Source organism: Cutibacterium acnes (genome assembly GCF_003030305.1).
Taxonomy (GTDB): domain Bacteria; phylum Actinomycetota; class Actinomycetes; order Propionibacteriales; family Propionibacteriaceae; genus Cutibacterium; species Cutibacterium acnes.
This window is the reverse complement of the sequence record NZ_CP023676.1, coordinates 440,267-464,268: the sequence shown is the minus strand read 5'-3', so window position 1 is coordinate 464,268 and position 24,002 is coordinate 440,267. Positions and strand designations below refer to the sequence as shown.

Genomic DNA, 24,002 nt, shown 5'->3' with positions numbered 1-24,002 from the left:
TCAGATTTCCTTTCTAGAGGGCTCGGGCAGCGCTGCGGTACAGACGAGTTCCCGGCTGCCTTCAGGGGTGGTGACATGATGCGCAATGACATGGAAAGCCGTCGCCACGTTAGACGGGCTGAGCGCCTCCTCGGCGGGTCCCGTGGCAAGAACCCCACCGTCGGCCAGGACGACCACGCGATCGAAGTGCGAAGCGGCCATGCTTAGATCGTGGATGGTGGCCACGACCGTCCGCCCACTGGCACGCAGCGTCTCCAACAACTGCAACTGGTGCCGAACGTCGAGGTGGTTGGTCGGTTCGTCCAACAAGATGAGATCGGCCCCTTGGGCCAGCCCACGCGCGATGACGGCGCGTCGCCGTTCACCGCCCGACAAATGGTCACACCGACGATCGATCAAATGATCCAACCCGACCAAAGCCAAAGCGTCACGAATGATCGCGCGCTCGGAACGCTGCCCCACCTGCCACGGCTTGCGGTGCGGCGTGCGTCCCAGCGCCACCATCTCTCCCAGCAGGAGATCCGGGGAGGGAGACTCCTCCTGCCCAACGAACGCCATGAGCCGAGCCCGCTGCATGGGGGTGTACTGGTTCACCGATTTCCCGTCGAGCAGGACATCCCCGGCATTGACCTTTCTGACGCCGGCGATGGATCGCAACAGCGTGGACTTACCCACACCATTGACCCCAACGATGGCAGTGAGTTGTCCCGCTTCCGCCGTGAAGCTCACGTCGTCGACGATGACGCGATCACCGATCCGGCACTGCACATTGCGAACGTCAAGACACGTCATGATTCACTCGAGAATCGGTATTGGCTGCGACCCATGAGGTACAGGAAGATGGGCGCACCAATGAATCCGGTTACGACGCCGAGGGGCACTTCTTGCGGAGCCGCAATAACTCGCGCACCGACGTCCACCCACAACAGGAACAGGCTGCCCACAGCGGCAGCGATTGGGAGCATCGACCTATGACTGGCTCCCACGAGCAATCGAGCCATGTGGGGGATGACAAGCCCCACGAACCCGATGCCGCCGGAAACGGCCACGAGCACTCCGACGAGCACTGAATTACCGACGAACAGCGCCTTGCGGACGCGCGTGTCAGGTATGCCCAGGGAACGGGCGACGTCGGTGCCGGCCGCCAAAGCATCTAACCACCCGGAGAACGCGATCATGAGCACGGCGATAACAACAGTGACAAGGGCCGCCACCCACAGGCTGTCCCAGGTGGCACCCGCAACTGACCCCAGCATCCAAAACAGCACCGACTGTGCTGCACGCGGGTCGGGACTTCGGAAGACGAGGAAACTCGCCAACGCCGAGAACGCCGAGGACAACACCACGCCCGACAGCACCAACCGAAGCGGCGTCATGCCTCCTTGCGCCATGGAGATGAGATAGACCAATGCAGCTGCCGCCAAAGCCCCTACAAGGGCACCAAGAGTGAGTCGGTGAGTTCCCCACGAAGTGAACATCCCCAAAGCGATGACTGCGGTTGCTCCCACACTTGCGCCAGCCGATACACCTAGCAGGTAGGGGTCAGCCAGCGGGTTCCGCACCAAGGTCTGCATGCCACTTCCAGCCAGGGCAAGACCGGCGCCAACGATGACCGCCAGCAGAGCCCTCGGGGCACGCAGGTCCCAGACGATGACGTCGATTGTCGGATCGGGTCCCGGTTGACCGGTCACCCGAGCGCCCACGGTGTCAAGGACTCCACGCAACGGCAGTGGTTCGGATCCGATGGCCAACGAGATGACGGCACTTACGACGATGAGCACCACGAGGACCAGCAGCAACGGCGCCACCGGTAACCTGCGGTCACGCTCAACCGATCGCCTCGATGAGGGCATGACAGTTCCTTCTTGGTGCGAGGACCTTGATGCGAGATCCGAACGACACAGCGCCGTGCATGGGGGTCTTCGGACTTCGGATCACCCTCGGTCGGCCCTTCCCAGGATCACTCCCAGTGGTTTCGCCGACGTCGTCACCGTCACCGCTGCGCAACAGTCCCGGATTCACACCGGGTTCCTGCGACCTCATCAGGGCCGCACCATACAGACTCATGGAGGATATCAGGGACCTTCATTCCATGCCGCACAGCCCCGTCAACGTACCGGGCCACAGAATCGGCTCGGACCACGAGTTTGTGGGGCGAAAAGCTACACAGTAACCGCGAGGTGCCCACTTCCGATCGCGTCCGAGCCAAGCTCTACCGTGATGCAAACTTTGCGTGAGAGCATGCCGCTGGACGCGAAAGCGTCAGGACGCGTTGTCACCGCACAGATAGTAGAATCCACGATCCGCCATGCTCGTTGACGAAAGCCTCGCAAACAGCGCGTTCGGGCAGCAATTCGCCGTCTTTCCCCCTCAGCCGGCGTCCCCCGTGACGTCAACGCGCTTGTGTTCCCCATCCTAAGACCCTCATCGAGGTGCTCCAGTGCTGCTTAAATCTCGACTGTGATCGGATCCGGCCCGAAAGTCGCACCTCCGGCGTCAATGCAACAGGCAGCTACAACTGTCGACACTCGACGTGAAACATGGACGCCCGCGAAGGGGTCCCGCTGCCTGCCACAGGAAACCGTCCGCCACGATCCACATCGAAAAACCCCACGCCGCAACCCAGAAAGCTACACTTCAACTCACAGTGCAACTGACACTGCAAAATTTGAAGTGTGAGTTGTAGTGTGACGTTTCCACACTGCAAACATGACCAGCCCGTCATGACGATGAGGTGTGGGGCGTCGCAACACAAGGCCCTCTCATTGCTCACCCCCAGAGGGCGTCACCCTCCCAGGTTCCCGTCGACACCACCGGGACGACCTGCCCAGTGACGACTGACCCCACATGCGGCACACGAGGAAGGTTCGCAGACACGGCCAGAGTCATGGGAATCGAAGTGTCACCCACGATCCGGTACCAGTCCACCCCGGTAAGCACGTTCGTGCGTTTCTCAACTTTCTTGCACACCATCGTCATCTCAGCGACAGCACTGGCCTCACCACGGGTAGCTCGCCCGGCGTTAATCTCCATAAGCCAAGGACTGATCAGGGTTCCGGCGGCGAACTGTAGCTCGCTGCCCAAGGATCCCTCGTGGGAACGCCCGTACTCCTCCTCGGATTCAAAAACCCGCAACATCTGGTTGGCGACCGTGCCCACACGGAGATGCTCAACAAAACGAGGGGTGTCGTCGCCAGGCTCGGCACACAACGGCACCTCGACCGGATCGTCGACGTTGGCCAGGAACCGCGCCACGTGCCTGCGATTCGTCGTCGGCAATGTGAGGACAGACTCCCCGGTGAGCATCGAGGCAAAACCCGCATGGGAATAGATGTCGACTAACGCCACCGCTGGGCTGAATCGCACGAGATCCGCCGGATGCGTCGTCGGGGCGACAAGGGAGGCCATCGTCTCCATCTCGTCGTGACCCTTTTGCTTCATGAGAGCTAGCCGAGCTCCAGACGGATCAGTATAAGCGGCCAGCAAGTCAAATCCGCCGACATCTTCCACACCGACGGCACCAGCCTCAGCCGCAGAGTTGACAAGAGCGTCAAGATCGGGAGCATCGAAGCCCAGGGCATGCAGGTCGTGGGAAATCACCCGACGATGATATGCACCACCAGACGCGCCCGTCATGGTCGAGCGATCCCACGCCGTGTCATGAATGACCCTATTGATCAGCCTTGCAGGGCTCGCAGCACCTCATCCCGCAGCCTGGCAGAACGACGTGGGGTGCGGTCACCGACGACGCTGACTGTCATGCCGCCAGCCTGCTGGGTGGCCGGGGTGAAAGCACTGCCCTTGCGGCTGTTATCGCCACGCACGCAGAAGATGCCTCGCCTGTCGGCCTCTTCGGCCACCAGAACATTGACTTCTGGATCGTTCGTGAGTGCCTGGACGAACCACACTCCGTCAAGATCCTTAGTCTGGAAAGCCCGACGTTCTAGGTTCACCAATCCTTTACGGAACATGCGGGTGAGCTGGATGCCAGAGTTTGGGGCCACGACATGCACGTCGGCGCCCGCCTCCAACAACCGCACCACGCGACGCTCCGCTACGTGCCCAGCACCGACGACCAGCACCTTGCGCCCCTGCAACCTCAGGCCCGACATATAAACGGGGGCCCCTTCCCCCAGACCGACCTCGTCGAGAGGCTCGCGGTAACGATCGACGACGACATCTGCGACCTCGTCACAGTCACCAATCACCGGAGCAATACGGATCTCGACTCCGGGGTGGCTAGCTTGCCAGGCCTCCACCTGTTCGGTCATCCACACATGTAGCAGGCCTGGGAACAAGAAATTGCCCTGTACGACGATCTGGTCGGCCCCCTGCGCGGCTAAGGCAGACAAAGCTTCCGGGACTGACGGACGAGTCACCTGAATGAAAGCAGGCTCGACCCGCGACAGGTCGTTTTCCTCCCAGAACATTCGCGTCAGGGTGTAGTGAGAGGCGTTGGCGTCAGGCACTAGGGCGCCACGCCCCACGAGCACTGCCGACGTGTCCCGGGGCCTCCACTCCTCGCGTCCTTCACCGGCGGCAAGGGTCTCGGTGAGACGATGGTTGAGGGCCTTGCGCATCCGAACGTCCGGCAACAGCGGGGCGGAATACATCACCCGGGCGTCCCCGCGGCCCTCGTCAATTGCCTCCGGAATATCCTCGCGGACGTGACCGCCGGTGTTGAACATCAGTGGCACGACGACAGCGGCTGCCTCCTCGTCGCCGTCGGCTCCCTCGGGATTGTCTGGGGCCTGGGCGACGGCGGCACGGACGGCCTCGGGGATGCCGGGTTCAGCGAGCTCGACGAACCCTAGTTCCACCGGGATACCAGGCAGCTTGCGAGCAACGCGCTCAGCCAAAGCACGGCACTCGGCCACACCTGCCTCGTCGCGGGTGCCGTGGGCAGCGATGACCAGCGGAGTTCCGCTGGCGAGGGGATCGGTCATTTCTAATCCTTTGTGTCGTTTATGGGCTTAGACATGCGAGTGGAGTGAACCGGAGGCTTGGAGAGATACGTCTCTTCGTCGGCCCTGGGCAGGTCCTTGTGGGTGTAGTTTTTGCGAGCCTCACTACACACGTGCCCGTCCATCCAGTGGTAGTCACGCGGGGTGACCATGAGACGTCGTCCATCACCGGAGCTGACGTACTTGGTCGTCGTCGAGCCGACGACAACCAAGGTTGTCATGCCACACCACTCGGGCTTGAACTCTTCGAGGGTAGACATGATCACTTGCTGTTGACGGCGCTCAGCATGCGAGACCAGGGCCACCGGGGTGGAGGGCGGACGGTGCTCGGCCATGATCGCCAGAGCATCAGGGAGCTGGTGGGTACGAGTGCGCGAACGCGGATTATAGAAGGTGGTGACGAGGTCTCCCTCAGCAGCCGCCTTTACGCGCTTAAGGATGAGGTCCCAATCGGTATGCAGGTCCGACAGGGAGATAGTGGCGTGGTCATGGCCCAGCGGGGCACCGAGGATCGCCGAGATGGCGAGCTCTGCGGTGACTCCAGCGACGATCTCGACGTCGATACCGTCGGTGCCCATCTCCAGAGTAGGGGAGGCCATCGCGTAGATGGCCGGGTCGCCACCACACACGAAGGCCACATTGCGGCCGTCCCGGGTGGCCTCGATAGCGGCCTGAGTGCGCTCCTCTTCGGTGCCCATCTTGGTGGCCAGGATTGTGGCCCCTGGGCGCACCAGATCCCGTATCTGGCGGACATAAGGGGCGTAACCAGCGACGAACGTAGCATTGCGGATGGCCTCGACGGCGCGCGGAGTCAGCAGATCACGGGAGCCCGGTCCGAGCCCAACCACCGACAGATGGCCATGTGCCGGGATGCGGCCGATGGCGCAGGTAGCGTCCGAGGTTTTGGTCTTATGTACCAGCAACTCGGCCCCCTGACACAACACCGCGGCCTCACTGACGCTCGGTGTCCCGACCTCCCGGGCGACGACGTCGGAAGGTGTCGGGACATCGTGGGCGGCCAGAGCCTCGGCGGACTCAGTGCGATATTCCACACCGAGTTGGTTAGCCAGCTTCACCAAACCAAGCTCGCCGGCCTTAACCTCGTGGGACACCAAGCGGGTCACCGAACCGAGAGCCAGGCCGTTATCCTCCAAAGTCTTAACGAGGAGTTGACGCAGTGACTCGACCTCGGTGCCCTTGTTGCATCCCATCCCGACGACTAGACAGCTCGGATGCAAGACAACGGTAGGCAGGTCGTCACCATGATCGGCGAAGACGCGCTCTGCAACCCGCTCGGAAACGATAACCCGAGCAGCCGGGGTCTCGGCGTCCTCGGTGACGTTCTTGGGTAGCGGGGGCAACGGCCAAGGCTGCTCGCGGACGACGAGCACCGGACGTCCGGCGATGATCGATCCGGTTACACCCGCGACATCGCCCTCGTAGGCCCAGCCAAGCTGGTCGAGGGCCGGTACACCGAGGGAGTCGGTAGCGGTGGAGACAACCGCGGTACCGCTGAGGGCCTCGGCAACGGTGCGGGAGAGTTCGTTGGCTCCACCGACGTGACCACCCACCAACGGGATGGCAAAGCGTCCAGCCTCGTCAACGACGACCACTCCCGGGTCGGTCTTCTTGGACTCCAGTAGTGGGGCAATGATCCGCGTAGTAGCGCCCAGGGCCAAGTGGGAAATGATGAGATCGCACTCCCCCCATGCTGCGGCCAGACCGGTGCGCGATGGCCCGACATACTTCTTCGTCTCACGCTTGAGAGCGTGGTCAATGGCCTCGGCGTGGGCTACGGCAGCGTCGGAGTTGATGATCTGTCCGATGATCGGGTCACGATCGGAACCGTCGGGGTTGGTGTCGGAACCTGGCTGCGGGGCGTCGGGACCGTTGACGTTGACATCACCAGCGAGCTCGGGGTTGACGCCGAGGGCCTCCGGAGAATCCGGATGGTGCTCAAGCACCAGCACGACGTTGGGGCTAAGGATGTCCTCATCGGCGATAACGGCTTTGGCAGCGTCCTCGTCCAGAACGCGTACTCGCTGACCCTCTTCACCGATCTTCTCGGCCAGCACGAAGGTCTTGCCGCGACCTGCAAGCCCATCAACCAGCTCAGCGAGACCTCGATTGGGCGCCGTCAGCACGCCAACCTTGGGATGGATCTTCGCAAGCCGAACGGCCGTTTCGATGTCCTTGGAGTGGGAGGAGACAAACTGGGCGTCATCCCACGGCAGGGCGACCGCGGCGAACGCTGCCTGCAAAGAGGTCGGAGCCGTCACCACCTCGACACGCAAACCGGCCTGTCGGATCCGGCGAACCACACCGAAAAACAGCGGGTCACCGGAGGCGATAACAACGACGTTGGCGTCGTCAGGCAGCGACTGGATCCGCTCAATGGCAGGCCCGATAAGTCCAAGTTTCTGACGCTTATCGTCGGGGACAGCGAGGGCATCAAGGTGACGCTGACCACCGACGACGAGATCAGCCTGGGTAACTTCCTCGCGCAGGGCGTCGCTAATAGTGCCGAGATATCCGTGGACGCGAATCATGAATTGCCCTTCGTGTCGGGGTTCGTGGAGTTCCGGTGGTAGACGCCGCAGGTACCGTGAGCCTTGAGGTCAGCGTGGGCCTGAGCGTCGGCTGCGCGATACTCGTGACGAAAACCGGGATGATAGAGGTGGCTGCGGGTGGAGATCGGCCCCTCTGCCAGCGCCGGGCCCACGAGGACGACCGCATGCTTCCACAGCTTGTGGTTACGCATCGTCTCCGACAGGTGAGCCAGGTCGCAGCGGAACATCATCTCCTCGGGCCAGGTCACCGCATACCCGATGATGCAGGGGGTCTCCGGCAGATATCCGCCCTCCAGTAAGGCCTCCTGAAGCGCCTTGTTACGGGCCGCTGACAGGTAGATTGCCATAGTCGCCCCATGACGGGCGAAGGAGGCAACGGTCTCACCGTCGGGCATGGGTGTGCGCCCGCCCTCGAGCCGGGTGAGGATGAGTGACTGAGAGACTTCCGGGACAGTGATCTCGACGTCCATCCGTGCAGCGGCAGCCGAGAAAGCAGAGATGCCAGGAATGGTCTCGAAGTCAATACCAATACGACGACACAGGTCACGCTGTTCTGCGGTAGCCCCGTAGATGGACGGGTCACCGGTGTGGACCCTGGCCACCATCAGGCCCTCGTCGCGGGCGCGGGTGTAGAGAGGTTCAAGGTCCTCCAAGGGGATAGAGGCGGAGTCGATGAGCTCAGCGCCCTCCTTGTGACGGGCAACCATGTCGGGATGTACCAGGCTGGAGGCCCAGATGATGATGTCGGCGGTTTCAATGACCCGAGCGCCGCGCACACTCACCAAGTCTGGGGCACCCGGTCCGGCTCCAACGAAAACGACCTTGCCGGCTCCTTCGGGGATGTCACGACGGGGCACCGGCGGCGGCTCGATGACGTTGTGGTCTAAATCCTCCAGAGCCTTCTCAGACACATGCTGGGTGGGCCGTGCGGCCTGAGGTTCGCTCACAGTTTCCCTCCTGTGGTGGTGCGCTCCGGAGTGGTCAAGACGGTCGAGAAATACGGCAGAGTCTGCGCGTCAGCCACTTCGTCAAGGGTGATGATCTGCTCGGATTCCAAGGTGACGTCGGTGCCGATGACAGCCTGACGGTCCCGGCTGCGCAACTGCTCGACGACGTCGGGGAGTTTACGTCCGCCCTTGTAGATCGCAACCGAGTCAACGAGGTCGAGGACCTGCCCAAGTTTGCTGATGCCGACGGTAGCCGGGACGAGGGCCAGGATCTCCTTGCCCTCGACGAGTGGACGCCCGGATGCAGCCGACAGGGCCTGCATGGCGGTAATGCCAGGGCTCAACTCGACGGTGACGTCGGGCAGCCTCTCCTCAACGTTGGCACGCAGATAGGTGAAGGTAGAGAAAACAGTCGGATCACCGACGGTGGCAAGGGCGACGGTACGGGCTCCCTCATCAAAAGCTGTAACCACGGCGTCGGAGGAGACCTGCCAGGAGGCCTTGCGCTTTTCACCGACACCGGACCTCTCCCGCATTGAGAAGGGGATGCGTCTGATACGCCCGGCGATGTCGGGGGCGACAGCTGTGATGATGCTCTCGGCACGCCCCGGACCATCAGTGGTGGCCTCGGTGTAGGGAACGAGGATCACGTCTGCCTCGCGCAAGATGCGTACGGTTTTCACGGTGACCAGTTCCGGGTCGCCCGGGCCGACTCCCACTCCGAAAAGCGTGCGTGACGTGGCATCGTTCATGTGGTTCTCCTCAGGTACCCTCGCCTGACGGTTTGTTCGGCAGGAACCGGGCAGAGCGTCTGGCTGCACCGCATGGGGTGTCTCACAGTGGCGGGACCGCTCCGGAATCTCACCGGATTGCTCATCGCTCGATCGCATATCGAGCATAGCCGAGACGAGACACCACACACACCTAATGCTGCGGTAGCGAGGAACACATCACCGCACCGCATAACGGGTTCTCTGTCGCCGCCGTGGTGTTCTTGCACACTCACAGCCTGAACCAGGTCATCTGAGAACAAGGTGGCCGAGTTCATCGCCGAGTAGGAAAATCCTCAACCGCCAGATCAACGCACCAGGTGCAGTATCCGATCGACATCGACGTGAGCCTCTAACGCGTCGGCAAGGGTTTCGATCATCGCCTCGCGTCGAGCCTGATAACCCAGCTCGTCAGAGTGCGGACGCCAGGATGAACCAGCGTGACGGGCCGCGTCAGCCAGCCACGTGCGACGGAATTCGTCGTGCTCGAATGCCCCGTGCCACATCGTCCCCCATACCGGACCGACGTGTACGCCGTCGAGGAAGGCTTCAGCGTCCTCAAGCGAACGACAGACGCCGTGATGGATTTCATAGCCACCAACCTCGATCCCCCGCCATGTCCCGTGCGACAAGGCAAGGGTCTTCGTGGCGGCGAAGTCCACCTCGACCGGCAGCAGTCCAAGCCCTTCGACGACACTTCCTGGAGTCGTCTCCTGACCATCGGGGTCGAGGATAGTCCGGCACAGCATCTGGTACCCGCCACAAATGCCCACCACGGTGCGCCCCTGCTCGGCACGGCGAGCCACGACGTCAGCGATGCCCGAGCGTCGCAACCATTCCAAGTCGGACACTGTGGACCGCGACCCCGGCAGAACGAGAACGTCAGCGGCCTGACACGTATCCGGGTTTGTCGTCACCTGGACGTCCACCCCCGTCTCGCCAGCCATGGCGTCGACGTCGGTGGCGTTGGAGATGCGCGGGAACCGCACCACCGCAACCCGTAAGGATGACGGGTCGACGGCGTCTCCCTCGTGACGCCACCGCCCCACTTCCAAGGCGTCCTCGCCATCGAGCCACACCCCCGGGACCCAGGGCAACACCCCGAAACTCGGCATCCCGGTACGATCGGTGATCTCCTCAAGCCCGGGAGCGAGGATGGCATCGTCACCACGGAACTTGTTGACGATGTAACCGGCCAACAGAGCCCGGTCGTCATCGTCGAGAAGTGCCCAGGTGCCAAAGAGACTTGCCAGAACCCCGCCGCGGTCAATGTCACCGACAAGCACGACCGGCAGGTTCTTGGCCCGAGCCAACCCCATATTCGTGTAGTCGCCTCGGCGCAGGTTGATCTCGGCCGGAGACCCAGCTCCCTCACAGATCACCATGTCGTGGGACGCGGCAAGCTCGTCATAGGCAGCCCATGCGGCCTCGGCCAGGTATCGCCGTCCGGTGGTGTATTCCCCCGCCTCCAACACTCCACCGGGCTTTCCCCGCAACACGACGAAGGAGCGCCGATCAGTGCCCGGTTTAAGCAACACCGGATTCATGGCAGATGTTGGTGTGACCCCGGCTGCAGTGGCCTGGAGGTACTGGGCTCGGCCGATTTCGGAACCGTCTGCGCACACCATCGAGTTGTTTGACATGTTCTGGGCTTTGAAAGGCACCACGTCGACGCCGCGACGTCGGGCGACCCGGCACAAGGCGGTAACGACGAGGGATTTACCCGCGTCCGACGATGTTCCGGCAACGAGGATTCCGGTCATGGTGAGTCTCCTTGTCATCAACGCCTTGTGCTGTGCGGCAGAAGACCGCGCGGAATCAGGCCGCCGTAGAACAGCACATGGGCCACACTGGCCAGCCCTGCGACAGCACACCAGGTGGCTGCCGTGGTGACCGTGGTGACCAGGCGCGCCGCGTCGGCCGTCTTGTCAGCATCGGGACGGGTCCCGGACCCCAGTAAGGGGCGGAACTCCACCCGGTTGCCGTAGTAGACGTTACGTCCGCCGAGTTGAACACCGAGGGCCGCTGCCCAGGCCGACTCGCACCAGCCACCGTTGGGACTGGGATGGTGGCCATGCTCGGCCCGCACCACTCGCCATGTAGTTTTCCGATCGCCTCCGACCGTTGAGGCACACCCAGCGGCCAAGGCTCCGGTGAACCGAGCTGGCACCCAGTTGACAACGTCGTCGAGGTAAGCGGCCACCTTGCCGAAGTGCTCGTAGCGGTCGTTATGGTGGCCGATCATGGCGTCAAGGGTGTTGGCCCCGCGGTGGACGAGCAGCCCAGGCAACCCGGCGACCGCGCCCCACCAGAGCGATGCGACTGCGGCGTCGGAGGCGTTCTCGGCCATCGACTCGACGGCGCCCCGGGCTATCTCGGCGGCGTCGAGGGCGTCAGGGTCACGCCCACACAGGTGCGGTAGACGCTTCCGCGCGGCAACCAGGTCGCCATTGGCCAAATGGCCGGCCATCGCCCGGCCTTCGCGAGCCAGAGATGCGGACCCGACGACGGCCCACGTGGCCAAGGCGGTGGTGGCGATACGGAGCGCCGGTCGGTTTCGGGTGAGGCGATCAACGGCGCCTCCGATCACCGCAAGCGGCGTCAAGCAGGTGACAGTAAAGAGGGTCCCGCGTCGCGTCGAATCCGCGTACATGGTCTTTTCTAGCCGGGCGACCGCCGCACCGAAGACGGCCACCGGATGGTGGGTTTGCGGGTCAGGCACGATGTGGTCGGCGATAATGCCCAGCCCCAGACCAGCAGCCCGGCAGAGCAGACCGACGGCAACGTGGCGGCGTGGCGTGATCGACATGCCTCACACCTTATCGAGATCGAGTTATCGAGCGGCCCCGGTAGCCTTCCTAAGGTGAGCCGCATCGTCATCGTCAGGCACGGACAGTCAACATGGAATCGTCAAGGACGCATCCAAGGACAGACCATGGGTGTTCGGCTAACGATGCGCGGACGAAGTCAGGCTCGCCAGGCCGCTCGCACGGTGGCAGATCTGGTGCCCCACGGCACCCCGACCATCGCCTCGGACCAGAAGCGAGCAGTGCAAACGGCCCGTCCCATCGCACGAGTTTTGGGAGTGCAGGTGATGACGGATCCGCGGCTGCGAGAGCAGGGGCTGGGGGCCATGGAGGGGCACACCGCCGATGAGCTCGAACCTCTCCCCCAGCCAACGGGGGTACATCCGGCCGACGTGCGATGGGCCGGCGGGGAGTCGCTCGCAGATGTGGCTGAGCGGTGTCACAGCCTGCTGGACGACTTAGCAGCTCGTCATCTGTCGGCAATCGTGCTCGTCACGCACGGTGACACTATGCGGATCCTACTGGGGATTCTCGATGGTCGTAGTCACCGGGACCTCGACTGGGATCTCTCGTTGACGAACGGAAGCGTCATGGTACGAAATGTGGACCTGGGCGAATTACATTGACGGCCTTTGCGGTCGTAACCAGTCAACCGGACGCTCCATCCCCCACCCCCGAAGCCCGCAAGACCGTACTTTCCACGTCATCGAGCGCGTACTCGACGATCGTCCGAAAAGATGTTTCCCGTAGCACTGGGAGACGTGTAGCGGGATTCGCGACCGACTCGAACGCTGCGGGCAATCTGCGTCATACTCTCAGCCTTGGCGATGTCAGACTGTTGGCTGGCTGCATCCCTGCCGACGAGCAATGATCTGGGCCACATCACGAACGACGACCCTCACAGCCACCCCCGACGTCGAGCCGTGACAGCCGCCTCAGTGCGATTCGCCGCGCCCGTCTTGCCAATAGCCGAGGACACGTGGTTACGCACCGTACCCACTGACAGGCACAGCTCGGAAGCGATGAGGGAGATCGATGCTCCCGACTCGGCCAGCCGCAGGATCTCCCGTTCCCGGCCTGACAAGGGATTGTGACCCTCGATGAGGGATTCAGCGGCCAAGGCCGGGTCGATGGCCCTACCTCCGGCGTGGACCTTGCGCACCACCTGGGCCAGATCCTCGGCAGGGGTGTCTTTAACAAGGAATCCAGCCACACCGGCGTCCATGGCTCGCCGCAGATATCCCGGTCGCCCGAAGGTCGTCACGATGAGAACTTCGACACCACGGCGCCTGGTCCCTCAGCTCGGCGGCGACCGTGATCCCGTCAAGACCAGGCATCTCGATGTCGAGCAAACACACGTCAGCGTAAGTATCCTGCACCAGGCCAACCACCTCGTCACCTCGCCCGCACGTGCCGACGATCTCCAGGTCGTCCTCCATGCCGAGCAGGGCTGCCAGAGCTCCGCGTACAAGGGTCTGGTCGTCGGCTAGCACGAGTCTGATCGGGGTCTTGTCGATCATGGCCTCAGCCTGTCACGACAATCCGGGTACCGTGGCCACGCTCCCCCGGCCCGATCCACAACTCTCCCCCGGCTGCCTCAACCCGTCGACGCATACCCGTTAAACCGTTGCCCTCGGGAGCGCCTCCTCGACCGCGACCATTATCGCTGATGACCAGAATCTCGTCATCGATCTCGACGCAGCAGGTATGGGCCTGCGCGTGACGCACCACATTCGTTACCGCCTCGCGCAGCACCCATCCGCGCACCGTGTCGAACTCCGAGCCCTCGCCATGGCACCCGCCTTGGACATCGGTACGCGTGTCGGAGACCACACACTCAACACCGGCAGCCTCGAGTGCGGTACGAGCTGCGGCAAGTTGAGCATCGACTCCCATGTGGGCCATGTCACTGACCAGTTCTCGCACCTGCGCCAGAGCACGGCGCGTCAATCCGTGCAGTTCGGCCGCCTGGGCACGCGCAGCGTCCGGGTCGGTGCCAATGAGGCGTTCCGCCAACTGAGCCTTCATGGCCATAACCGTGAGCGTCTGGCCGAGCAGGTCGTGGACATCAGAGGCGACCTGTTCGCGTTCCTCCAGACGTGCCAGGACGTCCTGCTCTGCTTGACAAGCCAACTGCCCCCGGCAGGCCGTCCGCTCCAAGACCCCCATCACCGTCACTAGAGCAACCGAGATGGCCCAACTGATCGCCCACGGCATCAGGTCCGGCACGGTCCACACCAGCACAGCTATCCCGACGACCTCGATGGCGAGCGTGATCTCTAGGGCTACCTCAGGCATCTGGAAGACAGCGAAGGCTATCGGGTATACCAGCGCACTTGCCACCATCTTGGGGCTGACAAGGGCCAACAGGGCGCACAAGACCACGAGCACAACCTGACCCACGATGGCGCTTCTACGAACCTGACGTTTCGTGTACCACAGTTCCAGCCCGTCAACATGCCACCAGAACAGCGTCAGATAGAACAGCGCGAAGATGGTCAGCCCCACCCAGCCCAAAGCGATGCGCCATGGCGGTAAATGCGAGCTCTGAAGGGACACTACGGTATAGGCGAGGAAGACGAGCCAGATACCAGCAGCGAGGGCGTTGCGGTTGCGACGCCGCAAGGGAATCGGATGCGATGCCCCTACGATTACTACCATGGCGGAGTCCTTCCTGCTAGCCTCGTGCATTCCAGGGGTGTTGTCCTGATCGATTTCGTCCCCGATGTGGATTTCTCGTCTGCTCCGATCCTCTCAGCGGTTCTGACGACGTCTACCCGCCAGCACTGCCACGATCCCCATGATTATCGTCCAAGCGATGATACTGACGACAGGACGCCACACCGGCTCGTCGATCACGCCACGCATCGTCACCATCTGCTGCCCGATGAGCGGCATCCGCGTCAGCTGGCCGGGCCCATACATTGGGGTGAATCGTGACAGCTTGAGCATGAATCCATTCAGCGGGATGAACATATTGCCTAGAAAGGCCACGGCAACGGTACAGAAGGAGGTGATCCCAGTCGCAGCCTCGCCACGCACCAGCAAGGCGACGGCCAGACCGAACAAAGTGAAGGGCATCGAGCACACCCAGCACAGCAGGAAGGACCACAACCAGCGCAACCCATCGACGCGGGCATTGGTGATGGCACCCGTGGCGAACACGACCGCCAGCGGAACCAAAGCCACAGTTTCGATCGCCAGCACCTTTGAAAAGACGTATTTCAACGGTGTCATCGGGGTGAGCGCCAGCTGACGACCCCATCCGCGCTGCTGTTCGAGAGCGGCGTGGGATCCCCATGTGGTGACGGCCAGGACGGCCCCGTAAACGGCCATGGAGACCATGATCGTTGCCTTGACGTTTCCGTGGGCAACGGCGGCGTCGGTGTACGACTGGGTGGCTCCGAAGATGAGGTAGAAACCGGCAGGCATGAGTACGGTGAAGATGGTGCCGCCGGTGTTGCGAAGCAACCTGCGGATGTCGAGAAGCGCGTAGGTGATCATGCTGCTGCCTCCCAGTCGTCAGCATCGTCACGGGAATCATTGGAGCCTGTGAGCCGGACGAAGGCGTCCTCAAGGGTCGTCGTCGAGATGAGCAGTCCGTGAGCGTCGGTGTGGGCCAGAAGGTAACGAGCCAGGTCGTCAGGCTGACTAGTGTGCACGATGAGTTGCTGGCCCCGGACGGTGACGTCGTTAATCCCAGGGAAGGTGTGCAGACCCTCGGCCAGTCCGGAGGGATCGGTGAGGGTCGCCCTGACAATGGATCCGGACACCGAGGCGCGAACCTCATTGATGGGACCGTCCGCGACGAGCTGTCCACCACTGACGAGGACGACGCGACGGGCGAAGGAATCGGCCTCCTCGATGTAGTGGGTGGCGAAAATGACCGTACGCCCGGCGTCGGCCTCCTCACCCATGACCTGCCAGAAATGGCGACGAGCCTCAACGTCCAGGCCGGTTGTCGGCTCGTCGAGGATAAGCACATCGGGTTTAGGCAGCATCGCGAGGGCGAAACGAAGTCGCTGCCGCTGACCCCCCGAGCATTTGCCGACCTTGGTTCCGGCGAATGGGGCCAACTCCCACCTTTCGATGAGGGGCTTGACCCTCGAACGCTGCCCGTGTGCGGCAGCGATGGCCTTCATGGTCTCTGCGACGGTGAAGTCGGGTAGCAGCCCGCCGGTTTGAAAGACGGCGCTGATGCAACCAGTACGTGCGGCTGTTCTCGGATCGGAGCCCAGGACACTGACCTTCCCACTGTCGGGTCTGGTCATGCCAAGAAGCATGTCGACGGTCGTGGATTTGCCGGCTCCGTTAGGCCCGAGGAAGGCCACGACCTCTCCGCGGTTGATCGTCATTGACAAGTGGTCGACGGCAATGAGGCGTTCGCGGCTGCCGGTTTGGGGGAACGACTTGACGAGATCGCGTATCTCTATCGCTGGTTTGTCCATGGCTCCAGTCTCGAATCGACAAGACTGGAGCCACCATCCTTCAATGTCACAACTTGGCCATGACATTCGTCACGGCCATCAGCGTGGGCTGACAATCAGAACGTGCTAACGAGTTGGCTGGCCCCCGCAACTCACAACCGGACTAGCATCTTCCCGGTGTTGGCGCCGTCGAGCATGTCGATGAACGCTTGTGGAGCCGCGTCGAGGCCGTCACGAAAAGTCTCGTCCCAGTGGATTTCGTCGGCCGGCAGCCACTCGGCCATCCGCTGTTGGAACTCCGGACGGACCTCCTCGGCATACTTAGCGATGACGAAGCCACGTAGGGTGAGGCGTTTCCCGATGGCCAATGCGAGATTTCGGGGGGCACAAGGCGGTTCGACGGAGTTGTACTGGGATATCGCCCCACACATCGCTACCCGACCGTCGATGTTGAGATGATCAATGGCGGCCTCCAGATGATCGCCACCAACGTTGTCGTAGTAGACGTCAATGCCATCGGGGGCTGCCTGCCCAAGCAACTCGGTACTCGGACCGTCGTGATAGTTGAAAGCGGCGTCGAAGCCGAGCTCACGCAACCGGGCAACCTTAGCGTCAGTGCCAGCCGAACCAATGACCCGAGAGGCACCGAGCAGCCGTGCTAGCTGACCAACCATCGATCCGACGGCTCCGGCAGCTCCAGAAACGAAGACGGCGTCACCAGCCTTCATCTCGGCGGCACGAGTCAGGCCAGCGTAGGCGGTGAGCCCAGTCATTCCCAGCACACTCAGATATGCCGACGCAGGGGCGATGTCGGTGTCAATGATGTGTGCATCACCGGCGTTAAGGACGGCATGCTCTCTCCACCCGAGCTGGTGACTGACGTGGCTACCTTCCGGAATATCCTCGCTGCGCGACTCGATGACGGTACCGACGGCACCCCCGTCAAGGGGGCGGTCAATGTGGAAAGGCGGCACATAGGACTTGACGTCGTTCATCCGACCACGCATGTACGGATCGACCGACATGACGTCATTGGCAACCAGGATTTGACCGTCGGATAGCTCGGGGAGGCTGATCTCCTCAATGCGAAAGTTGTCCTCGGTCGGTGCGCCGTGCGGGCGCGAGGCCAGGTGGACGGCACGGGTGGTCGTGGGACGTGTGGTGCTCATGGGGGTACTCCTCTTCTCGACACCGCTACAGCATTACTTGCCAACTCTCGCGCGAGCATCGCGGTCACACCAGACGATTCCGCGGAGGGTGATCGCGGGTCATGCACAATAGGGGCCATGGCTGACATCACGATCCTTCGAGCAGACATCACCACCCTCGACGTCGATGCTGTCGTCAACGCGGCAAACCGTCAGTTGGCTGGCGGCGGCGGGGTTGATGGAGCCATCCACCGGGCCGCTGGACCAGAACTGTCACAGGCATGCCGGAAGCTACGCGAAACCACCCTGACCGATGGTCTGCCCACCGGTCAGTCGGTAGCCACCACTGCCGGAAAGATGCCCGCGAAGTGGGTCATCCACACCGTCGGCCCGGTATGGGCTAAGACCATCGACAAGTCTGACCAGCTCGCCTCCTGCTATCGCACCTCTCTGCACGTGGCCGACGAGATCGGCGCGCGAACCATTGCTTTTCCGACCATCTCTGCCGGGGTCTACGGCTACCCGATGGACGAGGCGACTCGGATCGCCGTCGAGACCTGCCGACAGACCGTCACCAAGGTAGACACGATTTACCTCGTTGCGTTCAATGCCGAGGCCGAGGCCGGTTATCGAGCTGCCCTCGGAGAGGAGTGATCCGGGTATTCGGGCGAGGACGCCGACAATTTAGTTAGCTAGCTCGGTAAGGATGCGTTCCAGCACAACAGCGTGATTGACCTCGCGATCACCAGCACCATAGAGCAAAATCACCTCATCGCGCCCGGCACATTCCTCCAGGAATGTCTTCGCGGCACCGGACTCGTCAAGCTCGACTTCATAGCGGCCTGCGAACTCGTCGAAACGCTCAGGATCGTGGTTCCACCACGTACGCAGCTGGGAGGACGGGGCAAGATCGGTGCGCCGCTCGTCGAGTCGAGCGTCATCCTTCTTGACCCCTCGCGGCCACATCCGATCAACCAATACCCGGTACCCCTCGGCAGGGCCCTTCTTGAGGTCATCACGAATGTTCACTGCGCGGAAAATCGTCATGTCTTCCACTGTGTCACGCGAGGGTTAAGCCTTCTGCTTCTTTTTGACGAAGATGGGTGCCAAGATGACGATGATGAGAGCGATAGCCACCCAATTAGCAATCTTGGCGTAGTACTTGAGGGCGTCAACGATGGGATCGCCCACTCCCCAGCCCAGTCCCAGATATCCTAGACTCCAGATGGTCGCGGCGACGAAGTCCAGAGCAATAAACCACCTCACCTTCATCCCAGATGCCCCCGTTAAGACGAACACAACCGGCATGATCGGAAGCGGGATCGGCACATAGGCGACGAGCACTCCCAGCCAGCCAAGCTTGCGAGCCCATTTCTCCGCCTGGTCATACCTGCGATGCGCCCGCTCGGATCGTCCAGCCCAGACCTCGATCATGCCCCGGCCCCACAGCTTGCCGGCCCACCAGTAGACCCAGTCGAGTTTGATCGACATAATCGAGCCCAACAACAGCCACCAAAGCCAGTACGGAGCCTGCCCCACTGATGCCAGCGCCCCGGTCGCAGCCGCACCGGTACGAGACCCGGTCAACCCCATGAGGATGGGCGGATCAAGACCGAGCAGCCAACCGCGCAATGGGAGCATCGCCAAGGAGAAGATGCCAAGGAAACCGATCCACCCCATGCACCAGTAGTCGGAGCGACCCGGCTTGTGGTTCCACGGCATGCCCTCGGCCTTCCACCACTCCTCCTCTGCTGAGGACTCGGTTCCGGTGGAGGATCGCGCCAGTTCGTCTTCAGCCACAGCCAGGGAGGTGGCGGCAACGGCAAAGGAATCCTTCTCACCTGCCGCCGCAGTGCTCATCTCATTCTGCACGCCGTTGAGGATACCCAGAACCGGTGACAACCCTGCATCGGCAATATCTGCCGAGAGGGGAACGCCCTACTCACAGCCCTATCTCAGCGGTAGCGTGGTATCTCGCTTCACCCAGCAAACCCTAACCCCGCCGGGCGAGGAAGGACCACATGATCCGTTTCGACCACGTCAGCAAACGTTTCGATGACGGAACAGTCGCCGTCGACAACTTCGAACTGACAGTGGAATCACACCACCTGGTGGTCCTCCTGGGGTCTTCGGGGTGTGGCAAGACGACCCTGCTGCGGATGGTCAATCGGATGGTTGATCCATCTGAAGGACGAATACTCATCGACGACACTGATGTCGCCACCGTCAATCCGGTCAAGCTGCGCCGCCAGATCGGATACGTCATGCAATCGGGCGGATTGCTCCCCCACCGCACTGTTGTTGACAACATCGCCGCTGTGCCCCTTCTCTCGGGGGTTTCGCGGACTGCTGCCCGTACCCGAGCGATGGACTTACTCGAAAGAGTCGGCCTCGATTCTTCCTTGGCGCGTCGATACCCCACCCAACTATCAGGCGGGCAGCGACAACGAGTCGGGGTGGCACGCGCCCTGGCCGCCAACCCCGACATCCTCCTCATGGACGAGCCTTTCGGTGCTGTCGACCCGGTGGTGCGGACCGAGTTACAGCAGGGTCTGCTGCAAATCCAGGCGGATCTAGCAAAGACGATCGTCTTCGTCACCCATGACGTTGACGAGGCATTCCTGCTCGGCGACGAGGTGCTTGTCTTGCGGCGGGAAGCCCAGGTCGCGCAACGAGGGCGACCCGACGACGTCCTCCTCCATCCGATTGACGACTTCGTCTCCTCCTTCATTGGTGGCGATCGCCGGAACCTTCACATGGAGCGACATGATGACCACCCCACCATCGTTGATGCCGGTGGTCGACTCGTGGGGCGTTTCGCCAACCAGCCATCGACAACCGTCCGGGAGAATTCGTGAACACCCGATGGATTAGCGAGAACTGGGATCAGATTTGGCAGCTCACAAGCCACCACGCGGTGCTAGGCGTCACTCCCGTGCTACTGAGCCTATTACTGTCGGTCCCGTTGGGATGGTGGGCGCACCGCGCGCGAACCGCCAGGCGCATTCTTGTGCCGGGCGCGTCAGTCCTCTACGCCCTCCCTTCTCTGCCACTGTTCGTCCTTTTGCCGCTCATCCTCGGAACGAAGATCCTTGATCCGATCAACGTCGTCGTCGCGCTGACCCTGTACGGCATTGCCCTGCTGGTGCGCACCGCCACTGATGCCTTCGATTCGGTGGGACGATCGGTACGCCGTGATGCCGTCGCCATAGGCCACTCGGATTCCCAGGTGTTCTGGCGGGTCGCCTTGCCGCTCGCCGTTCCCGCGCTCGTTGCCGGAATGCGGGTGGTCTCGGCGTCCACCCTGTCCTTAGTCAGCGTTGGAGCCCTAGTCGGTGTGCCCTCTTTGGGTTACTTCTTCACCGATGGCTACCAGCGCTCCTTCCCCACCGAGATCTGGGTAGGAATTATCGGGACCCTGGTACTGGCGATCATCTTCGATCTCGTCATCGTCTGCGTCGGTCGCCTCCTGACTCCGTGGCGGAGGGCAGCGACGATATGAACCACATCGCAGCAGCTCTCACTTGGTTGACGACTTCCTCCCACTGGGCCGGTTCCGGATCTATCGGGGTCCGCATCGGCGAGCACCTTTGGTACACCTTGCTGGCACTCACCATCGCCGCCATCACCGCCATTCCTGCTGGGCTAGCTATCGGTCATACCGGTCGTGGAAAGACTATCGCAGTGGCTTGTTCTGGAGCTTTGCGTGCTCTCCCCTCTCTCGGCTTGCTCACTCTGCTAGCGATCTCGACAACGATCGGAATCGAGAATCCCGTCGTACCTTCCACCATCGTGCTAGCTATCCTGGCGATTCCACCCCTGCTGGCCGGTAGCTATTCCGGCGTAGACGCCATTGACGACGAGGTAGCTGACGGCGCTCGAGCCTGCGGCATGACAGAGATGCAGGTACTGGGCCGCGTCGAGTTGCCGCTAGCCACTCCCCTCCTCTTGGGCGGGTTGAGGTCGGCGGCCTTGCAGGTGATCGCGACGACGACAATATGTTCATATTTGGGCATGGGGGGTCTTGGCCGTTTCATCCTTGACGGGCTGGCGGTCTCCGACTACCCACAGATGCTCGCCGGATCCATCGTCATCATCGTGCTGGCTCTGGTTGTTGACGGGCTGCTCTGCCTCGTTACCCGCTTACTCACTGGCCCGGGTGTCAGACACGCCTTGGCCCTCACCCCGCAGTGATCCCATCGAATGGAGCACCCGATGATCACAACGCCCATGACCCGCCGAACCCTGCTCGGAACAGCGTTGCTGACCGGTCTGGCAGCATGTTCCTCAAACGACCCCCTCAATTCGGATGGCTCGGGATCCGGTAGCGCAGACCTGATCGTCGGTTCGGCGAATTTTACCGAATCTGAGATCATCGCCGAGGTCTACGCTCAGAGTCTCGAGACGGTCGGGATCACGATCAAACGTCGCATGCAGATCGGTGCCCGAGACGTCTACGTCAAGGCCCTTCAAGACGGTTCGGTCAACCTCGTCCCGGAGTACTCAGGAAATCTGCTGCAGTTCTTCCAGGGGGCATCGTCCGCCTCCGACGAGAAGTCCGTCATGGCCTCCCTGCGCAAAGCCGTGCCCGCCGGTATGTCGGTGGGAGAACCCTCGGCAGCTCAGGATGCCGATTCCTGGTGCGTCACCACCGAATTCTCACACACCCACAAGGTGACTTCCCTCACCGATCTAGCCACGTTAGATTCCCTCAAAGTGGGCGGCAACCCCGAACTCAAAGAACGACCCTACGGCCCGAAGGGGTTGACGAAGGCGTACGGCGTACCATCCTCCATAGTCAAGTTCACCGCCCTATCAGATTCCTCGGGCCCGCTCACCGTTAAGGCACTGACCTCGGGGACGGTTGATCTCGTTGACCTCTACACAACGACCCCAGCGATTAAGGAACAGCACCTCGTCGTCCTCTCCGACCCCAGGCATCTCATCGTGCCGCAAAACGTCGTCCCACTTTTAAGTAAGAAGGTTGATGACAAGGCACGTGCCCAACTGGCCAGGGTGTCGAAAGCGCTGACCACCGACGATCTCATCGGGATGAACCAGCGCTTTCAGGGAGACGAAAAAGCATCCGCAGCCACCATCGCCAAGGATTGGTTAGCACAAAGGGGGCTGGCCTCATAATCGGCCAGCCAATGGTTTAGCCTATTTCCGCGCGTGCCTCCTCGAAGGCCTTAATAGCCTTGTCGAGCTGTTCCCGGGTGAGCCCGGCAGACATCTGGGTACGGATGCGAGCCTTCCCCTTAGGAACCACCGGGTAGCTGAAGGCGCGAACATAAATGCCCTTGGCGAGCATGGCGTCGGCCATCTTCGCGGCCTTGACCGCGTCACCCACCATGACGGGCACGATCGGGTGATCTGACTCGGGGATCTCGAAACCGCGACGAGTCATCTCGGAGCGGAAGTACTCGGTATTCTCGCGCAGTTTGGTGAGCAGGTCGCCGGAGGATTTGAGCAAGTCAAGGGTAGCAAGCGATGCTCCGGCGATCGATGGGGCAAGCGAGTTAGAAAACAGATAGGGCCGCGAATTCTGTCGCAGCATCTCGACGACTTCCCGATGGGAGCAGGTGTAGCCGCCTGAGGCACCGCCCAATGCCTTGCCAAGGGTGCCTGTAAGGACGTCAACGCGGTCGCGAACGCCCCACTGCTCGGGGGTCCCGGCGCCGTGTTCACCGACGAACCCGGCAGCGTGGGAGTCGTCGACCATAACCATGGCACCATACTTTTCGGCGAGGTCACAGATCTGCGGCAGCGGGGCAACAAACCCGTCCATCGAGAAAACGCCGTCGGTGGCGATCATGATGTGCCTGCAGTCCTTCGCAGCCTGCAGCTGGGCCTCAAGATCGGCCATGTCCTGGTTACGGTAACGGAAGCGCTGGGCCTTGCACAACCGGACCCCATCGATGATCGAGGCATGGTTAAGCTCGTCGGAAATGATCGCGTCGTCAGGGCCGAGAAGGACCTCGAAAAGACCGCCGTTGGCGTCAAAGCAGGATGAGTAAAGAATGGTGTCCCAGTTGTCGGGGTCATCGGGGTGAAGGAATTCGGTGATGGCTCGCTCGAGCTTCTGGTGGAGGGTCTGGGTGCCACAAATAAACCGCACCGAGGCCATCCCAAATCCCCATTCATCGAGAGCCTTCTTGGCAGCCTCAATGAGCACCGGGGAATCAGCCAAACCGAGGTAATTATTCGCGCACAGGTTAATGACCTCGCGCCCATCATCGACGGTGATCTTGCCCGACTGGGGGCTGGTCAGCGGGGCTTCAGCTTTATACAGCCCCTCCTCCTTAAGGGCTGCGATCTTGGCGCTGAGTTCGTCTTTCATAGGTCCGTACATAGTTGTCCTTCCTCTAA

At 62.0% G+C, this 24,002-nt stretch carries 24 protein-coding genes, 1 pseudogene and 2 riboswitches; of the genes and pseudogenes, 6 read left to right on the top strand and 19 right to left on the bottom strand.

Annotation, left to right across the window (positions count from 1 at the left end; all coding sequences use genetic code 11):
* From CPA42_RS02295 to cbiB, 10 genes are all read right to left on the bottom strand, one after another.
* Complete coding sequence (locus CPA42_RS02295) at positions 1 to 792, bottom strand: ABC transporter ATP-binding protein (protein WP_002517395.1); 792 nt, start codon at positions 790 to 792, stop codon at positions 1 to 3.
* Positions 789 to 1,808, bottom strand: a complete 1,020-nt coding sequence (locus tag CPA42_RS02290) for a FecCD family ABC transporter permease (protein WP_002515060.1) — start codon at positions 1,806 to 1,808, stop codon at positions 789 to 791. Before CPA42_RS02290 ends, CPA42_RS02295 begins: the two co-directional genes overlap by 4 nt.
* 89 nt (positions 1,809 to 1,897) lie before the next feature.
* Positions 1,898 to 2,073, bottom strand: a riboswitch (cobalamin riboswitch).
* 89 nt (positions 2,074 to 2,162) lie between these two features.
* A complete protein-coding gene (locus tag CPA42_RS12825; RefSeq protein WP_002520038.1) occupies positions 2,163 to 2,300 on the bottom strand; it encodes a hypothetical protein in 138 nt (45 codons plus the stop codon).
* A 469-nt stretch (positions 2,301 to 2,769) separates the two neighbouring features.
* On the bottom strand, positions 2,770 to 3,636 hold the full coding sequence (locus CPA42_RS02280) for a VOC family protein (protein ID WP_002524281.1): 867 nt from the start codon (positions 3,634 to 3,636) through the stop codon (positions 2,770 to 2,772).
* 41 nt (positions 3,637 to 3,677) lie between these two features.
* Entirely contained in the window at positions 3,678 to 4,946 is a 1,269-nt protein-coding gene (locus CPA42_RS02275) for a CbiX/SirB N-terminal domain-containing protein (RefSeq protein ID WP_002518757.1), read from the bottom strand.
* 2 nt (positions 4,947 to 4,948) lie between these two features.
* On the bottom strand, positions 4,949 to 7,513 hold the full coding sequence (cobJ, locus tag CPA42_RS02270; protein WP_002515094.1) for a precorrin-3B C(17)-methyltransferase: 2,565 nt from the start codon (positions 7,511 to 7,513) through the stop codon (positions 4,949 to 4,951).
* Positions 7,510 to 8,481 (bottom strand): precorrin-4 C(11)-methyltransferase, encoded by a 972-nt coding sequence (gene cobM, locus CPA42_RS02265; protein ID WP_002515099.1) that lies wholly within the window; start codon positions 8,479 to 8,481, stop codon positions 7,510 to 7,512. The genes cobJ and cobM overlap by 4 nt, the downstream gene beginning before the upstream one ends.
* A complete protein-coding gene (gene cobI / locus CPA42_RS02260; protein WP_002525205.1) occupies positions 8,478 to 9,233 on the bottom strand; it encodes a precorrin-2 C(20)-methyltransferase in 756 nt (251 codons plus the stop codon). The genes cobM and cobI overlap by 4 nt, the downstream gene beginning before the upstream one ends.
* Before the next feature lie 21 nt (positions 9,234 to 9,254).
* Positions 9,255 to 9,415, bottom strand: a riboswitch (cobalamin riboswitch).
* Between the two features lie 144 nt (positions 9,416 to 9,559).
* Positions 9,560 to 11,032, bottom strand: a complete 1,473-nt coding sequence (locus tag CPA42_RS02255; RefSeq protein WP_002518756.1) for a cobyric acid synthase — start codon at positions 11,030 to 11,032, stop codon at positions 9,560 to 9,562.
* Entirely contained in the window at positions 11,032 to 11,946 is a 915-nt protein-coding gene (gene cbiB / locus CPA42_RS02250; protein WP_002518755.1) for an adenosylcobinamide-phosphate synthase CbiB, read from the bottom strand. Before cbiB ends, CPA42_RS02255 begins: the two co-directional genes overlap by 1 nt.
* A gap of 183 nt (positions 11,947 to 12,129) precedes the next feature.
* Between cbiB and CPA42_RS02245 the strand changes: the two genes are divergently transcribed.
* Positions 12,130 to 12,684, top strand: a complete 555-nt coding sequence (locus tag CPA42_RS02245; protein WP_306387886.1) for a histidine phosphatase family protein — start codon at positions 12,130 to 12,132, stop codon at positions 12,682 to 12,684.
* Positions 12,685 to 12,761: 77 nt separating this feature from the next.
* Here the strand turns inward: CPA42_RS02245 and CPA42_RS13665 are convergent, their stop codons facing one another.
* From CPA42_RS13665 to CPA42_RS02215, 6 genes and pseudogenes are all read right to left on the bottom strand, one after another.
* Positions 12,762 to 12,941 (bottom strand): helix-turn-helix domain-containing protein, encoded by a 180-nt coding sequence (locus tag CPA42_RS13665; RefSeq protein ID WP_002523078.1) that lies wholly within the window; start codon positions 12,939 to 12,941, stop codon positions 12,762 to 12,764.
* A gap of 15 nt (positions 12,942 to 12,956) precedes the next feature.
* Positions 12,957 to 13,578, bottom strand: a pseudogene (locus tag CPA42_RS02235) (response regulator).
* Between the two features lie 4 nt (positions 13,579 to 13,582).
* Positions 13,583 to 14,749 (bottom strand): sensor histidine kinase, encoded by a 1,167-nt coding sequence (locus tag CPA42_RS02230; RefSeq protein WP_002518752.1) that lies wholly within the window; start codon positions 14,747 to 14,749, stop codon positions 13,583 to 13,585.
* Positions 14,750 to 14,812: 63 nt separating this feature from the next.
* Positions 14,813 to 15,562 (bottom strand): ABC transporter permease, encoded by a 750-nt coding sequence (locus CPA42_RS02225; protein ID WP_002515065.1) that lies wholly within the window; start codon positions 15,560 to 15,562, stop codon positions 14,813 to 14,815.
* A complete protein-coding gene (locus tag CPA42_RS02220) occupies positions 15,559 to 16,506 on the bottom strand; it encodes an ABC transporter ATP-binding protein (RefSeq protein WP_002517453.1) in 948 nt (315 codons plus the stop codon). Before CPA42_RS02220 ends, CPA42_RS02225 begins: the two co-directional genes overlap by 4 nt.
* Positions 16,507 to 16,637: 131 nt before the next feature.
* Complete coding sequence (locus CPA42_RS02215) at positions 16,638 to 17,654, bottom strand: NADP-dependent oxidoreductase (protein ID WP_002515058.1); 1,017 nt, start codon at positions 17,652 to 17,654, stop codon at positions 16,638 to 16,640.
* A gap of 117 nt (positions 17,655 to 17,771) precedes the next feature.
* Here CPA42_RS02215 and CPA42_RS02210 point away from each other — a divergent pair, with 117 nt between their 5' ends.
* Positions 17,772 to 18,287 (top strand): O-acetyl-ADP-ribose deacetylase, encoded by a 516-nt coding sequence (locus tag CPA42_RS02210; RefSeq protein ID WP_002515104.1) that lies wholly within the window; start codon positions 17,772 to 17,774, stop codon positions 18,285 to 18,287.
* Positions 18,288 to 18,317: 30 nt separating this feature from the next.
* Here CPA42_RS02210 and CPA42_RS02205 read toward each other — a convergent pair whose 3' ends face one another.
* Positions 18,318 to 18,680: a DUF488 domain-containing protein gene (locus CPA42_RS02205; RefSeq protein ID WP_002517429.1), complete on the bottom strand. Its 363-nt coding sequence runs from the start codon at positions 18,678 to 18,680 to the stop codon at positions 18,318 to 18,320.
* A 24-nt stretch (positions 18,681 to 18,704) separates the two neighbouring features.
* Positions 18,705 to 19,535 carry a DedA family protein gene (locus CPA42_RS02200; protein ID WP_002515067.1) on the bottom strand — a complete coding sequence of 277 codons (831 nt, stop codon included), beginning with the start codon at positions 19,533 to 19,535 and terminating at the stop codon, positions 18,705 to 18,707.
* Between the two features lie 119 nt (positions 19,536 to 19,654).
* Here CPA42_RS02200 and CPA42_RS02195 point away from each other — a divergent pair, with 119 nt between their 5' ends.
* The 4 genes from CPA42_RS02195 to CPA42_RS02180 are packed head-to-tail and all read left to right on the top strand — an operon-like array spanning position 19,655 to position 22,772.
* The gene (locus tag CPA42_RS02195) at positions 19,655 to 20,491 is read left to right on the top strand and encodes an ABC transporter ATP-binding protein (RefSeq protein ID WP_002515103.1); all 837 of its coding nucleotides are present in this window, start codon (positions 19,655 to 19,657) and stop codon (positions 20,489 to 20,491) included.
* Positions 20,488 to 21,135 (top strand): ABC transporter permease, encoded by a 648-nt coding sequence (locus tag CPA42_RS02190; RefSeq protein WP_002515068.1) that lies wholly within the window; start codon positions 20,488 to 20,490, stop codon positions 21,133 to 21,135. Before CPA42_RS02195 ends, CPA42_RS02190 begins: the two co-directional genes overlap by 4 nt.
* The gene (locus tag CPA42_RS02185; RefSeq protein ID WP_002515074.1) at positions 21,132 to 21,827 is read left to right on the top strand and encodes an ABC transporter permease; all 696 of its coding nucleotides are present in this window, start codon (positions 21,132 to 21,134) and stop codon (positions 21,825 to 21,827) included. The genes CPA42_RS02190 and CPA42_RS02185 overlap by 4 nt, the downstream gene beginning before the upstream one ends.
* 9 nt (positions 21,828 to 21,836) lie before the next feature.
* On the top strand, positions 21,837 to 22,772 hold the full coding sequence (locus tag CPA42_RS02180; RefSeq protein WP_002518750.1) for an ABC transporter substrate-binding protein: 936 nt from the start codon (positions 21,837 to 21,839) through the stop codon (positions 22,770 to 22,772).
* Between the two features lie 16 nt (positions 22,773 to 22,788).
* Here the strand turns inward: CPA42_RS02180 and CPA42_RS02175 are convergent, their stop codons facing one another.
* Positions 22,789 to 23,973, bottom strand: coding sequence for a glycine C-acetyltransferase (locus tag CPA42_RS02175; RefSeq protein WP_002518749.1), 1,185 nt, complete (start codon positions 23,971 to 23,973; stop codon positions 22,789 to 22,791).
* Positions 23,974 to 24,002 lie beyond the last annotated feature (29 nt).

Excerpts from the sequence above, each read along its gene's own strand:
- CPA42_RS02225 (WP_002515065.1), bottom strand. The coding sequence starts at position 15,562 with ATGATCACCTACGCGCTTCTCGACATCCGCAGGTTGCTTCGCAACACC.
- CPA42_RS02255 (WP_002518756.1), bottom strand. The coding sequence starts at position 11,032 with ATGACAAGGAGACTCACCATGACCGGAATCCTCGTTGCCGGAACATCG.
- CPA42_RS02195 (WP_002515103.1), top strand. The coding sequence starts at position 19,655 with ATGATCCGTTTCGACCACGTCAGCAAACGTTTCGATGACGGAACAGTC.
- CPA42_RS02280 (WP_002524281.1), bottom strand. The coding sequence starts at position 3,636 with ATGACGGGCGCGTCTGGTGGTGCATATCATCGTCGGGTGATTTCCCAC.
- CPA42_RS02295 (WP_002517395.1), bottom strand. The coding sequence starts at position 792 with ATGACGTGTCTTGACGTTCGCAATGTGCAGTGCCGGATCGGTGATCGC.
- CPA42_RS02185 (WP_002515074.1), top strand. The coding sequence starts at position 21,132 with ATGAACCACATCGCAGCAGCTCTCACTTGGTTGACGACTTCCTCCCAC.
- CPA42_RS02230 (WP_002518752.1), bottom strand. The coding sequence starts at position 14,749 with ATGCACGAGGCTAGCAGGAAGGACTCCGCCATGGTAGTAATCGTAGGG.
- CPA42_RS02220 (WP_002517453.1), bottom strand. The coding sequence starts at position 16,506 with ATGGACAAACCAGCGATAGAGATACGCGATCTCGTCAAGTCGTTCCCC.
- CPA42_RS02275 (WP_002518757.1), bottom strand. The coding sequence starts at position 4,946 with ATGACCGATCCCCTCGCCAGCGGAACTCCGCTGGTCATCGCTGCCCAC.
- cobI (WP_002525205.1), bottom strand. The coding sequence starts at position 9,233 with ATGAACGATGCCACGTCACGCACGCTTTTCGGAGTGGGAGTCGGCCCG.
- cobJ (WP_002515094.1), bottom strand. The coding sequence starts at position 7,513 with ATGATTCGCGTCCACGGATATCTCGGCACTATTAGCGACGCCCTGCGC.
- CPA42_RS02215 (WP_002515058.1), bottom strand. The coding sequence starts at position 17,654 with ATGAGCACCACACGTCCCACGACCACCCGTGCCGTCCACCTGGCCTCG.
- CPA42_RS02180 (WP_002518750.1), top strand. The coding sequence starts at position 21,837 with ATGGAGCACCCGATGATCACAACGCCCATGACCCGCCGAACCCTGCTC.
- CPA42_RS02210 (WP_002515104.1), top strand. The coding sequence starts at position 17,772 with ATGGCTGACATCACGATCCTTCGAGCAGACATCACCACCCTCGACGTC.
- CPA42_RS02205 (WP_002517429.1), bottom strand. The coding sequence starts at position 18,680 with ATGACGATTTTCCGCGCAGTGAACATTCGTGATGACCTCAAGAAGGGC.
- CPA42_RS02175 (WP_002518749.1), bottom strand. The coding sequence starts at position 23,973 with ATGAAAGACGAACTCAGCGCCAAGATCGCAGCCCTTAAGGAGGAGGGG.
- CPA42_RS13665 (WP_002523078.1), bottom strand. The coding sequence starts at position 12,941 with ATGTGGCCCAGATCATTGCTCGTCGGCAGGGATGCAGCCAGCCAACAG.